Annotated in this window: 6 protein-coding genes and 1 pseudogene; 3 read left to right on the forward strand and 4 right to left on the reverse strand. The window is 62.9% G+C overall.

The window, feature by feature from the left end; all coding sequences use genetic code 11:
• The 3 genes from EN984_RS05275 to EN984_RS05285 form a co-directional block, all read left to right on the forward strand.
• On the forward strand, window positions 1–1031 hold a 1031-nt coding region (locus tag EN984_RS05275), incomplete at its 5' end, for an iron-containing alcohol dehydrogenase (protein WP_127383654.1).
• Window positions 1032–1047: 16 nt separating this feature from the next.
• A complete protein-coding gene (locus tag EN984_RS05280; RefSeq protein ID WP_127267876.1) occupies window positions 1048–2529 on the forward strand; it encodes an NAD-dependent succinate-semialdehyde dehydrogenase in 1482 nt (493 codons plus the stop codon).
• 10 nt (window positions 2530–2539) lie between these two features.
• Complete coding sequence (locus EN984_RS05285; protein WP_164748775.1) at window positions 2540–3364, forward strand: alpha/beta hydrolase; 825 nt, start codon at window positions 2540–2542, stop codon at window positions 3362–3364.
• Between the two features lie 318 nt (window positions 3365–3682).
• Here the strand turns inward: EN984_RS05285 and EN984_RS38135 are convergent, their stop codons facing one another.
• The 4 genes and pseudogenes from EN984_RS38135 to EN984_RS05305 form a co-directional block, all read right to left on the reverse strand.
• Window positions 3683–3856, reverse strand: coding sequence for a hypothetical protein (locus tag EN984_RS38135; RefSeq protein ID WP_206517403.1), 174 nt, complete (start codon window positions 3854–3856; stop codon window positions 3683–3685).
• A 47-nt stretch (window positions 3857–3903) separates the two neighbouring features.
• A complete protein-coding gene (locus EN984_RS05295) occupies window positions 3904–5754 on the reverse strand; it encodes a peptidase M50 (protein WP_127269818.1) in 1851 nt (616 codons plus the stop codon).
• Between the two features lie 2 nt (window positions 5755–5756).
• Window positions 5757–7628 carry an HlyD family efflux transporter periplasmic adaptor subunit gene (locus EN984_RS05300; RefSeq protein WP_127269820.1) on the reverse strand — a complete coding sequence of 624 codons (1872 nt, stop codon included), beginning with the start codon at window positions 7626–7628 and terminating at the stop codon, window positions 5757–5759.
• 65 nt (window positions 7629–7693) lie between these two features.
• Window positions 7694–13854 (reverse strand): annotated as a pseudogene (locus EN984_RS05305) (hypothetical protein); the annotation flags it as partial.

Genomic DNA, 13854 nt, shown 5'->3' on the forward strand with positions numbered 1-13854 from the left:
ATCATGTTCTGCCCGACGTGCCACGCGACACGGTCGGCATCTGTGTCGAGGAAGCGAAGGGGTTCAGACCGGACATTGTGATCGGCATCGGCGGCGGCAGCTGTCTCGATTTCGCCAAATGCACCACCCTGCTTCTCAGCCATGGCGGCAAGCTCCAGGACTATTACGGGGAGTTCAAGGTGCCGGGTCCGACACTGCCGCTGATCGCCGTGCCCACCACGGCCGGCACCGGCTCCGAGGTGACGCCGGTCGCGGTGATTTCCGACCCGGACCGGACGCTCAAGGTGGGCATATCGAGCCCTCACCTTATCGCCGCCGTCGCTCTGTGCGATCCCGAGTTGACAATGACCTGTCCGCCTGGCCTGACCGCGATCGCCGGCGCTGACGCGCTGACCCATGCGATCGAGGCCTTCACCGCCATGCGGCGCGGTGAAGACCCCAATCTGCCGCAACAGCATGTCTTCATCGGCAAGACTGCGCTGACCGACCATTTCGCGTTGCTCGCCATAAAACTGCTTGGTCGGAGCCTGGAGAAAGCCTGCAGCGACGGCACCGATGCCGACGCGCGCGCCGATGTCATGATGGGCGCGCTCGCGGCGGGCTGCGCATTCGGCACCGCCGGCACGGCGGCGGCGCATGCCGTGCAATACCCGGCAGGCGCCCTCACCCACACCGCCCATGGTTTGGGCGTGGCGACAATGATGCCTTACGTGATGACCTATAACAGCCGCGTCGCCGCTCACGAGATGGCAGAGATCGGCGCGGCACTTGGCTTGGAGACCAAGGCCAGAACCGCCGCCGAGATGGCAGCCGCCACAATCGAGGAGATCAGGCGATTGTTCGCGGCGATCGGTATTACGCCGACACTGGCGGATTTAGGCCTCCCCGCCGATAAGCTTGACTGGACAGCCGAGCAAGCGCTCGGCATCGACCGCCTGATCAAGAACAATCCGCGTGCCTTCGATCTCGGCACGATGCGACGCCTCGTCCAGGCTGCCCATGACGGCGACCTCGCCGCCTGCGTTATGTGAAAAACGGAACAAAGCGATGAATTTGAAGGCTCAGCAACTCGACCAGGATGGCTATGACGTGCGCGGTTTTTCGCACGGACTTTACATCGACGGCACTTGGCGGCCGTCCTCCGACGGTCGGCTCATCGATGTCGTCGATCCCTCCTCCGGGGCGGTGATCGCGGCAGTTCCCGATGCGACGGTCGAGGACGCCACCGCCGCCGTCGAGGCGGCGGCCAAGGCGGCCAAAGGATGGCGGGAGACGGCGCCGCGCAAACGCTCGGAAATCCTCAGGCGTTGTTTCGAACTGATGGTCGAACGCTCGGAAACGCTTGCCATGCTGATCTCGCTGGAGAACGGCAAGGCGTTGCGCGACGCGCGCGGCGAAGTGGCGTACGCCGCCGAGTTCTTCCGTTGGAATGCTGAGGAAGCGGTCCGCATCACCGGTGAGTTCGGCACCGCGCCCTCCGGCAGCAATCGCATCGTGGTCGATTATGAGCCGATCGGAATTTGCGTGCTGATCACACCGTGGAATTTTCCGGCCGCTATGGCGACCCGCAAGATCGCGCCGGCGCTGGCGGCAGGCTGCACTGTCGTCCTGAAGCCGGCAAGTGAAACACCGCTGACGGCCTATGCGCTGGCGGCACTCTACAGCGAAGCCGGCGTGCCTGCCGGTGTCGTCAACGTGCTGACCACGACCAGTCCCGGGCCGCTTACTTCGGCCATGCTCGCCGATCCGCGCGTCAGGAAGCTGTCCTTCACGGGGTCGACGGGTGTCGGCCGAACCTTGCTCGGCGAGGCTTCAAAGCATGTCATTTCGTGTTCGATGGAACTCGGCGGCAATGCCCCGTTTGTCGTCTTCGACGATGCCGAACTCGACGCCGCCCTCGACGGCGCGATGATCGCCAAAATGCGCAACGCCGGCGAAGCCTGCACCGCCGCCAATCGCCTCTATGTACAATCGGGAATTTATGATGCTTTTGCCGACGGGCTCCGCAAGCGTATGGCGGCACTTAAGGTGGGAGCGGGACCGAATGCAGACACAGAATGCGGGCCGATGATCACCAGAAAGGCTGTCGACAAGATCGACCGCCTGGTCAAGGACGCCGTGGGCCGGGGGGCCAAGGTGCTTTGCGGCGGGGCGATTTCGGAGGAAGAAGGGTTCTTCTATCCGCCCACAGTGCTGTCCGATGTGCCGCCCGATGCGGAGATGGCGCACGAGGAGATTTTCGGCCCGGTGGCACCCATCACACGCTTCGACACCGAGGCCGAGGCGATCGCACATGCTAACAACACGGAATATGGCCTGGCCGCTTATATATACACACGCGATATTGGACGCGGCATGCGGGTGGCGTCCGGGATCGAGGCCGGCATGATCGGTCTCAACCGAGGACTGATGTCGGATCCGGCCGCACCATTCGGAGGCGTCAAGCAGAGCGGCCTTGGCCGCGAAGGCGGCCAGCACCACGGCATCGCCGAGTTCATGGAGGCTAAATATATTGCCGTCACCTTCTGAACCGGCAGTCATGTCAAACGACCCTTTCCGCACGCGCGACCATGTGGCCGACTTTGACGATATCGTGGCCGACATAGTAAGCCGCAGCGCCGAAACCCGGGCGACCCTGCCGATGTCGGCTGATATCGCCTATGGCGAGGGCAAGGCCGAAAGGTTGGACCTCTTCTTTCCGCCCGGCGCGCGCAGGGATCTTCCCGTGCACATCTTCATCCATGGCGGCTACTGGCGCATGTTCTCCAGGAGCGACTATTCTTATGTAGCGAACACAGTCACCAAAGCTGGGGCGATCGCGGTCATCGTCGACTATGCGCTGATGCCCGAAGTCAGGATGGCGGCAATCGTCGACCAGGTCCGACGTGCCAAACAATGGGTGCTGGACAATATAGCCGCCCATGGCGGTGACCCTGCCCGGCTAAGCGTAAGTGGTCATTCGGCGGGCGCACACCTGGCCACATTCCTGTTCGAAAAGACGCCAATGCCATCGCGCATACGTGCGGCGCTGCTGCTAGGCGGCCTTTACGACCTCAAGCCCCTTCAGACGTCCTTCCTTCAGCCGCTAATCGGAATCACCGATGAGGAGGCAGCTGCCTTCACCCCAATGACGCGGTGGCATGACCCGGAGACGGCAGCGACCATTCTCGTGGGAGATCAGGAAACGTCACCTTTTCACCAGCAGGCCGCCGACTTCGGAAAGCGCTTGCGCGCGCAGGGGCACCTTGTCTGCGACCTCCGCCTGAATGACCGAAACCACATGAACAGCGCGCGTGATCTGGGCATCAGCGGCACACAATCTGGCGATTGCCTGATGGCGATGATCGAGGGAAACGGCCTATAGGACGGAACCTGGGGAAGCAGAGCCGCTTGACTGCCGGGCCAGACACTCCCGTCACTCAAGAAAGTACCGTCACGGGATCGCGGCACGCTACCGGCATCGGGCTGAGCTTTGCGGCAGGTGAATCCGGCAGAGGACACAACCGACGACTCCTCATCCTCTTTCTCCACACTGACGAACTGCACAGCGCATCAGAAAATCGAAATTGCCCCTGCCGCCCTGAGTCGCGATGGTCTTTACGCAAGCAGCCGGCTTAGGGCTGTGGAGGAAACGTCGTCGCGGCAAAGCCCCTGGGCAAGGCCGCTTTGGCACGCCGCTGGTTCAAACCGGCAGCGAGGGAGGGTCTGACTTGGCTGGTTCGGGCAAATCCGACACCGCGCGCTTGGGCATCAAAATGTCCCAGGAACTCGTCGTCGGCGCGATCTCGGCCGTCCTGTTCCTGGTGTTCTCGGCGACGCTCAACAATTTCCTGAGCCAGGGCAACATCCTTGCCATTCTCAAGAATGTCTCGATCCTCGGCACGCTGGCCGTCGGCATGGGGTTCATCGTCGTCGGGCGCGGCATCGACCTGACCATGGTGGCGGTGATGGTGGTCGGCGTCGCTCCGGGATCACGGCGCGCAGTGTCGGCTGGTCGAACCGCGTCACATAGGCCAGCGTCTCGCCACGGCGCACGAACTTGCCCTCGAGATCATTTGCCGAAGGAACGATCAGAGTTCCGCTTGCCTGCGCCCGTACCGTCAGCGCTTCGGCACGGTCGCGTGCGATGACAAGGTCGGCGCGTGCCAGCCTGAGTTCTTCGGCCACCACTTTGGCGTTGACCTTTTCCGAGACATCGAGTTTTTCGAGGCGGCGCTCAAGCTCCCCAACCCTCAAATCCAAGAGGACGGTCCGCGCTTCCAGCAACGGGTCTTCCAGCCGCAGGATCGGGTCGCCTCGCTCGATCCTGGCGCCGGGCGTCGCGACAATTTCCGCCACCACGCCATCGACACCGGCATTGACGACTCCGTCGCCCGGCAGCCATACGACGCCTTGCGCGGCGGTCGCGTAAGGCAGCGGGATGACAAAGAACGGCGAGGCTACCAGTGCGAGGCTGGCTGCAACGACGGCGAAGGCCCTCCCCCTCGTTTTTCTCAGGGATGGGCTCGTGAACAGAAACCACAATTGGCGCGCCAGCGGCACGCCAACCATCAGCACCAGCGCCCACCCAGCCATCATCATGCCGACGACAAAGTAACGCTGGCTGACCAACGTGACGATCGCCACCATGACGCCGATCCGGTAGAAGAATGACGTGACGCCGTAGCTGAACAGCCAGAACTCTTCGCCCTGCGCGGTCGCCGGCGTTTCGGCGCTTTCGATGCCGAACAGATAATGCTGCACCAGATAGCCGAGATATTTGGTCGCCCGCTGACCAAGGTTCGGTATCTCGAGAATATCGCTCAGAACGTAATAGCCGTCGAAGCGCAGCAGTGGATTGCCGTTGAACAGCAAGGTCGAGACGCCGCCGATGAGCATCACGTTGAATGCGAAGGCGCGCACCAGTCCGGCCTCGGCGTTCAGCCAGACGATCAGCGCCAGACAGGCTAACAGCCCCTCGACGATAATGCCTGCCGCACCCACCAGGGCGCGCTGCCATTTGTCCCGGAATGCCAGGCTCTCCGACGCGTCGACATAGGGCACCGGCATGAACACGAGCAGCATCACGCCGATCTCGTGCACCTCGCCGCCCCAACGTTTGACGGCGAAGGCATGCCCCAGCTCATGCAAAGCCTTGATGAAGGGATAGGCGATCAGGATCAGCACGATATTCTCGGCCGACAGAACCCGGTCGGTTACATCGCCGGTCAGCGCCTGCCAGTTCATCGCGGCAAGGAAGATCGAATAGGCAACCAGCGCGAGGAAGGCGACGCCGCCGAACCAGGACAGGAACGGCCGCACCAGCGGATAGGTCGCGTTCAGGAACTCGTTCGGATCGAACAGCCCGACGCGGATAGCCAGCGGATTGGCGAATTTCGACAGAAGCTTGCGGTTGTGCTGCTTGCTGGCGCGGTCGGCGATTTCCTCGATGTCGGGCGGAATGTCGCCGAACAGCACATCCGCTGCGTGAAGCTGCCCCAAAAGACGGATCACCGCGTCTTGCGTAATGACCTTTTCGTCGAGGTGTTCGCAGGCGTTGTCCCACACGTCTTGCATGGTACGTCGGCCCGTCATCAGGCTGATGATGAAATAGGCCTCCGGCGTGAAGCGATGGAAGCGGCCAGAGGTCCGATCCTGCATCACATACCAGACCTGGTTGCGAAAGATCGTGCGGTGGATGCTCACCTGGCTTCGCAGCCGCGGCTTCAATTGCGCAACGCGATACCAGGACGAACTGAAATAGCTCCCGTCCATGGTCAGCCCGCCCAGCGCCAGAGGGTCAGGCGCAGCCAGTCGATCATCTTCTGGGTGTAGACGAAGAACAGCAGCCGTTCATCCACATGGGTCTTGCTGACGCCCTCCATGCCAGGACGCAGCCGCTCGAGGGACCCGGCGAGCGAAGCCTCGACCATGAACGAGTTGCGGCCGTTGCCCTGTCGCGAGACAGAGGTGATCTGTTCGATCTTGTATGGCAGCGGCTCCCTCGGCAACGCGCTGACCCGCAACTGGCCGGTCTGGCCGATCTTGATGTCATCGATGTCGCTTTCGTCGACTTCCAGGACAACGCGGTAAGAATCGAGTGGCGCGATGTGAAACAATTCCTGGCCACGCTCGACCGCCGCGCCGACCGATTGCGACAGATCGCCGGCGACGATGAATCCGTCAAACGGCGCCACCAGTCGGGTGCGCCGCAGTTGTTCGTCGATCAGCGACAGCTGCGCGTCCGCCTGCTTGATCTGGGCCTCGATGATCTGGCTTTCGGCGCGCTCGCCACGCGCCAGAGCGCGGTCGAATTCCGTCTCCTTCTGAGCCTTGGTGGTGACCAGCCGCAGCCGTTCGAAATTCAGATCCTGATCATCGAGTTGCGCCAGCACCTGATCCTTGCGCACCGTTTCGCCTGCCTTGGCGAATTCAGCCAGAACATAGCCGCTGAACGGGGCAACGATGGTTCGCTGCACCGAACCGCGAATGACCGCGGGCGCCGTTACCGCATAGGGTGAGGTGGCGACGCTCAGATAGGCCGCTATCGCCACCGCGGCCAGCGTCGCAATCTTGCGCCCGATGAAGCGCGGGCCAAGCAGCCTCTTGATCTGGATCCAGCCCGCTTCGATCGCCTTGGTGAAGATCGTCCGGTCGTTACCGCGTTTTTCCTCGAGCACCGGTCCGACCACGGCCGCGACTGCATCGCAAAGGTAGATCGTCTCCTGGTCAAAGCTCGCGTCGGCGGGCCGCAGGAAGGTAAGCGCGCCCGTCATCGTGCCGTTGCTCTGCAGCGGCACGGTCAGGGCGGCGCCATTCTTGTACTGGCGCGTCAAGGCTTCGTGCGCGATGCTGACCCGATATTCCTGACCCTGGCGCGGTGGCGCGACGACCACGGCCCGCTGGTCGATTGCCTCGTCCATCGCCGCCGCGATGTCGCGCATGAAGCTGACCTTGCCGTCGAATGCCGCCGAATGCGACACCGCCGCAACGCGCGTCCAGCGCCGGCGCATCACGCCGACGGCGACCGGGTCACAGTTCAGCCGCATGGCGAGTTCGGTGACGAGGGCGGTGCAAGCGCCCTTGTACCGCTTCTTCTCGATCACTGCCGCCAACATATCGAACGCAAAGCGGCTGCGCTGCGCCGCCTGTTCGCTCTGATCGCTCATGCCGCGGCGCAGATGCACCTCCACCCAGCCACAGGCCCACTGGATCTTACGCATGATGTCGGTGAAGGCAGCGTCGTTTCGCTTCACCGCAACGGCACAGGCTCCGAACAGATGCCCGTCGATGAGGATGGGTGACGCGATGATTTGTGTGTTGTCCGTCGGACCCGATACACTGACGCCCTGACGCTTTCCCGTGGCCATTTCGGTGGCGGCGAGAAGTCCGCCGACCGGCGACTGTGAGTTCGGCCATGCGGCGGCCAGCACATAAGGCCCGGTATCGGCTTCCCCGAGCACCAGGGCTGCTGCCGAGGCATCGGCAATCTGGCGGCACAGGAGGCCCAGCCACGCGCCAATGAACTCATCCGATGTCCCGGCAGTGCGGAAGCGTGTCCACAGCGCCTGGTCCAGAACGCTGTAGCTGACGATGCCGGCATCATCCAGCATCCTGTGGGTATCACTTTCAAGGATGCTATCGGCCATGGACAGCCGTTTCGAGGCGGCGCGCGCAGTTCGCGAGATGTGTGAACTGCGCCGCCATCATTGTCTCATCGCACTCCAAACAGACTGGACAGGCGCGACAGCAGTCCCTTGCGGTTGCTCCATTCGGCGAGACCGTTGAGGTCGTCCGAAGTTGCGTCGCCATCGTCCTGATCCGCATCGGGCGCTGCATCGTGCGGACGGTCCTGCTGCCGACCCTGTGCGGCAACAAAGGTTCCGCTGGCTTCGTCGAACACCCAGTTGAGCTGGCCGCTTGCCTGCAAGCCAGAAGTAGCCCCGGTCAGCACGATGTCGTCGGTCTTGGCGCTTGTATCGGCTTCTGACTTGGAATGTGCCGCCGCCGTGCCGCCGGAAGCTCTTGCGCTCGATATCGTCGTGGCTTCGCCAATCGGTTCAGCCCGGGCAATGCCTGCGCTCTGGAGCAATCCATGCTCCTGCGCGCCGACAAAGACGCCCAGGCCATCATGGAAGAGCTGCGTTTCAGTCAGCGGACCGGCAGATCCGGCCTCCGGCAGCCGGCGCTCGCCGGCGGCCAACTCAGCCGACATCACGCCCGCGTCGCCCTCATCGTGATCCAAGCCCGCCTGATGGCCGATCTCGTGGATCAGCACCGACAGAAGGTCCATCCGTCCATCGGCGGCGCCGCCCGGCAACGCCGTCAGGTGCCCGGAGGCATCGAGCTGGAACTCGCTGCTGTCGAGAGGTGACAGGTCGACGAACCAGCCCTGTCCGGCCGCATTGCGGTCGATCATCACCGCGCCGAACACCGACTGTGCCAGCGCCGAGCCAGGCAGATCGGTGATCTGGACATCCAGGTTCGACAGCTTGGCAAGTTGTGTCGCGTCGAGTTGGCCGCTTCCCGACCAGATCGCCACCGCCTGCGCCAACATCGCCTTGGCCTGATCGATGCCGACCGCCGTTGCCGTGTCCGCGGCCTGGCCGAGCGAAGCAAGCGCCAACTGATTGGAGCTGGTGCTGAACGCCGACGCATTGGTGCGGATCTGCAGCCGGTCGAAAGACGCACCTGCATTGCCTGTCACCAGACCGAACTCGCCATCGGCAATTGCTGCATTGAAGCCATAACTGCCGACGAATGCGCCGTTGACGGTGATCGAGAGGGCTGCGCCTCGTATGGTCAACTGGACGTCATAGTCCGTCGTTGAACTGAGCGTGCGCGCGAAGCTCTGATCGATCACCGTGCCGCCCTTCGACGTCACGTGTCCGACCAAAACCTTCTGGCCAACCACATCCAGGGTGACGAACTTGTAGTCGTTGGCGCCGTAGTAGTCGAAGACGATGCCAGCGGTCCCGGCGGTCTTCAACTTCGCCGTCAGTTCCAGATAGGCGTCCGCCCCGATCGCCGGGCCGACATCCAGCAGATTGGTGCCAGCGCTGGCCGCCGCATTCAGCCTGCCGCCCGAGAGCGTCCAGCCTTGAGCCGCAGTCTTCGACATCGGATAGGTCGGCGGCCCGTTGAACTCGGCTGCGTAGTCGAGCGTGATCTGTGGTGGCAAGACCTGGACACGGAAGTTGTCCACCGTACCCTTCGAGCCGCTGTTGCCGACACCGACGAGGCCCTTGTTCAGCGCCACCGGCTGGCCATCGACGATGCGCGGCGCGAAGGTGTAACTGAACCAATTCACGCCGGCGACGGTCAAACTCACGTTCGTGCCGTTGACTGCGAGCAGGACATCGTAAGCCTGGTTCGCTTTGAGCTGCACCGGCTTGTTGGACTTGACCAATTGATGCCAGCCGCTGGCGTCGCGATAGCCCATCTCGATCTGGTCGTTCGAGATATTGATGCCGGCATATTTGAAATCGGTCGGCGAATAATAGTCGAAGATGATGTAGGAGTTGGCCTTCCAGCCGCCGGTCGGCTTGTCGGCCGTCAAGGTCGCCGCGAGCTCGTAGTAGATCGGCGTATAGGCGTCGAGATAGAGAACCGCGGCTGCCTGATCCCAGGTGCTTGCCGACTGAACGGTGAGCTTGCCGCTGGTGACGGCGAAATTGCCCTCATCGACCGCCACGACCTTGGCATTGCCGTCGTTGAAGTCAGCCGTGCGCAGCACGTCTCGCTTACCGCCCGGAATGTTGCCAGCCTGGGGATCCGTCGGACCGCCGGTCTGATCCTGCCAGAAGCCATGATCCTTCTGGGTGATCAGGCCGATTTCACCTTCCACGCCGCCCATGAACATATGGACGTGGCTGTACTTGTCGTCTCCATTGATGCTGCCAGTGTCAGCGGTGCGGGTGATGTCGACACCGTCGCTGAATGCCTGCGCATAGAGGAAGTCGAACAGTTGCGGCGGCACCTGCCGGCTTACCGTCGCGATACCGAACGGTGCGAACGGCACCAGGTAGCTGTTGTACTCCCCGACCCAATCGATCAGGCGGTCGCCACCGGTGTTGCCGATCAGGATGTCGAGCCCGGCCCCACCGAAAACGCGGTCCTCATACATTGGGTGCGTCTCTGGCTGGTCGTTCAGCCAGTTGTTGGTCGAGAGCACATCGTCGGCATTCATGAGGTCGTTGCCCCAGCCGCCATAGATGTGGTCGCGGCCAGTGCCACCAACGATCCAGTCATTGCCCAGGTCACCGAAGACCGCATCGTTGCCGTCGGTGTTGCGCTGCGCAAACGCCGTCGGCGTGCCGTTCGGCGCAAAAGCGATCGCACCGTTGACCAGCGGTCCTTCATTGTCGACGAGGTTGAGGAAATACTGGCGCGTGATGGGCGCCGCACCGGTCTTCCATACCGAACCATCGGCGTTGAACATGATTGTCCGGCGCGGATCGTACTCGTCATAAAGGAAGAACTCGCCGAGCCGGCTCTGCACAGGCTTCGGCGCATTCCACGGATCGCTGTCGGGACCAAACCTCAGCACGTCGCCAGGGTTCCATGGCCGCGAGAAGTCGGTGCGCACGATGCCCACGACATTGCCCGCTGCATCGAAGCGCTGCGTATAGGAATCTGGCAGAGCTTCCCCGCCGCCGACCGCATCGTCGCCGGAACCGCCATGGATGAAGTCGTCACCCAGGCCGCCGAAAATGATATCGTCCACGACATTGGCGTCAAACAGCGGATTGTCGCCGCCCTGTGCGTTCGGCGTCAGATTGTAAGGGGTCAGGTCGACCGCCTTCTTCATCTTGCCACCGACATTGATCGTCTCGGTCTGCACCTGTCCCGGAGTGGAGATGAACTCGTTGAGCACATCGCCCTGGCTGGTGCGCGTATCCGGATCGGTCGCCAGCAATGGCAGCACGCCGAACAGGCTTTCGCCGTAGGTCGCGCTGTTGCGGCTGGTGAAGATGCGGCCGTCGTCACCCAGGATGCCGTCCTCACCGGTACCACCGGAGATCCAATCATTGCCCCAGCCGCCGATCAGATCGTCGTTCTCGGCATCGCCGAAGATCCGGTCATGGCCGCCGCCGCCATAGGCGGTGTCGTCACCGGTTTCGCCATGGAACTCATCATGGCCGCCGATGTCCTGCTTGGCCCATAGGCCGAACTCGTTGCGATAGGCAGGATTGTTCGGGTTGGTTTTGGAGAACAGGTCCGGACGGAAGTCCGGGCCGCCCGGCGTGTAGTCGAGCAGATGGATGCCACGCACGACGAGGCGTTCGCCACCAGCGCGCGCCGGGTCATTCACGTCGTAGTTGAACTGCACATAGAGCTGTTGCCCGGCTGCGCCGGTCGGATTGATGTCGGTGTGATTGACGCCGACGATCCGCACGATGTTGCCGTTGTCGCCGATCATCGAGTCGGCATCGCGGGCAAAACGCGAATTGGCCAGCGTGCCGTCATTCGGCAGATTATCGTCATTGCGATCAATCTCGATGCCGGCGCCGCCGAAAATATAGTCGTCTCCGTCAGGCCGCATATTCGGATCGATGAGGCTGAAGAAGGACGAGGAACCGCCGATCAGATCATCCTGGCCGAGACCGCCGAATATCTGGTCGTCGCCGCCACCGCCTTCGATATAGTCCTGGCCGTCGGTCGCCGCCGTGAAGGAGGCGATCACCGTCAGCGGACCGATCGGATCGGTGACGCCGGCGGATGTGCGCGATGCGCCGACATGCGAGGTACCGGCAAAGGCAAGCTCGATGCCGCCGTCGCCCTGCACCACGTCATGGCCGAGCTGACCTAACAGTTCGTCATTGCCTTCGCTGCCGGCGATATAGTCGTTGCCGAAGCTGCCGACGCCGGCCGCGCCCTCGTCGAAGGCAAAGGTGTGCAGCGCCGCGTAGTCGACCGAATACTCGCTCCACCACGGAGCCCCGTCCGGATCGCGATACCGCCGCGCGATGCTGTCGACCAGCAGCAGGCCGCTGTTGTCGGCATTGACTGTGCCGAGGCCGGCCGGCATCGGCCGGTCGGTACGGCTGTACATCAATGTTCCGGCCAGCGTCTGGAAGCGCAGACTGAACGTGTCATTGTACAGATTGCCGTGAGCGCCGCCCTGGCGCGACAGGTAGACGTTGTCGCCGAAGACGCGATCGTCCTGCTGGTCACCATCGAGCAGATCATGCCCGGCGCCGCCGACGATGACGTCGCGGTCGAGGCCGCCGAACACCACGTCGTCGCCGCCATTTTGCAGTTCGGCCGATTTGATGCCGGTGACCAACGCCAGCTCGGTCGTCTGGATGCGCTGCTTCAAGGCTGACGGGAAGTTCGGATCGTCGACGAACATTTCGATCACGCCGTGATCGGCGAAGATGATGTCGTCGAAGTCGCCGAGCAGGCCGGCAGCCGCGACCGAACTCGGCCCATAGCCGAGATGCGAAGCGCCATCGCCGAAGATCACGTCGTCGCCCGCATTCATCAGGTCGCGAACCGACGACTTGACCGGCTTGATCGTCGTGCCGTTGGTGTCGGCATTCGGATCGGCCGAAGGCAACGGACTGTTGTCGACCGTGTCGATGAACAGCTGGCGCGTGAAGATATTCACGTTGACGCCGCTATCGCCATAGATGTGGTCGGCGCCGCGATTGCCGATGATCAGGTCGTCGCCGGAACCGCCGGCGAGATGATCGCCAGCCTGGCTGCCGTAGATCGTGTCGTTGCCCGCGCCGCCATAGATCGTCAGACCGACGCTCGGCAGGTTTGCCGACAGCGTGCCGGCGAACAAGGCGCTGGCGTCGATGATGTCGTTGCCGGCTAGCTTGTAGGGATTGGCGAGCGGGAACACCCACTCGTCATCCTCGTTCTCGCCGTCCTGCAGTTGCGGGAACGGATCGAACGGCTTCTCGCCGAATTCCATACCCAAGACATTGTGCGCCTGGCCGGAATACCAGATTCCGTCCTGGCTGGTGTCGCCATAGATGACCAGTGGCGAGTTCGGCCCGGCGCCGCCGGTGACGATAATATGGTCGCCACCGACACGCCTGCCACCGTCCAGCGTTATATCGACACCGGAGACGGTCATCGCAACACCGGCTTTCGGCGTCAGCGCAACGCTCTGCAGCGTTATCACGCTCGCAGTGAGCGCCTGGATGGTGAACGTGCCGGCAAATCCGCTCAGCTGCACCTTCTGGCCCACATAGAAGCCATCCGCCAGCCAGCTGCCGACACTGCGTGTCAGGCTGTTGGTGGTGATGTTGACGGTCGCCGTGCCGGTGATGGCGCGCGGCTCCGCGACGTGCAGTGAACGCTCGGCATAGCTGTTGAACGTGTTGAGCGCGAGCACCGTGCCGGCTGGCTGGCCGGCGCGTGTGTTCGGTGCGCTGAGCACCAGCTTGCTGCCGTCACCCCATGTCAGCGCGGAGTTGCTCGGCGCCGGCAGGGTCGCATCGGCGATCGCCAGAATGGTGCGCGTGTAGGTTTCGCCCGCAAGCTGGATTACCTGGCCAACCTGATAGCGGTCCTCCGACCAGTCGCGGCCGTCCTGACGGGTGACGATGATCTGTCCACCGGTTCCGGCGGCGATGTTCATCGGGCCGGTGCTTTCCAGATACATGTTGCCGCCGCCATGAACGAGCGTCAGCGCGCCATGCTGGCCTTGCACGTAGAAGCTCTTCACCGCGCTGTTTTGCGTCGCGAGCGGCGCGCCCTCGAGCGTCAGCGAGTAGCCGTCTTCCGATATCTCGATGATGCGGAAGTTACGCTTGCCGCTGGCATCGACCATCGTCACCAGATGTCCGGCGAGGTAGCCTTCAGCGGCCCATTTGACGTTGTCGTGGCGCGTGACGATGCCGCCGGTATAAGTTGGGT

Source organism: Mesorhizobium sp. M7A.F.Ca.CA.004.12.1.1 (genome assembly GCF_003997835.1).
In the GTDB taxonomy this organism is placed as follows: domain Bacteria; phylum Pseudomonadota; class Alphaproteobacteria; order Rhizobiales; family Rhizobiaceae; genus Mesorhizobium.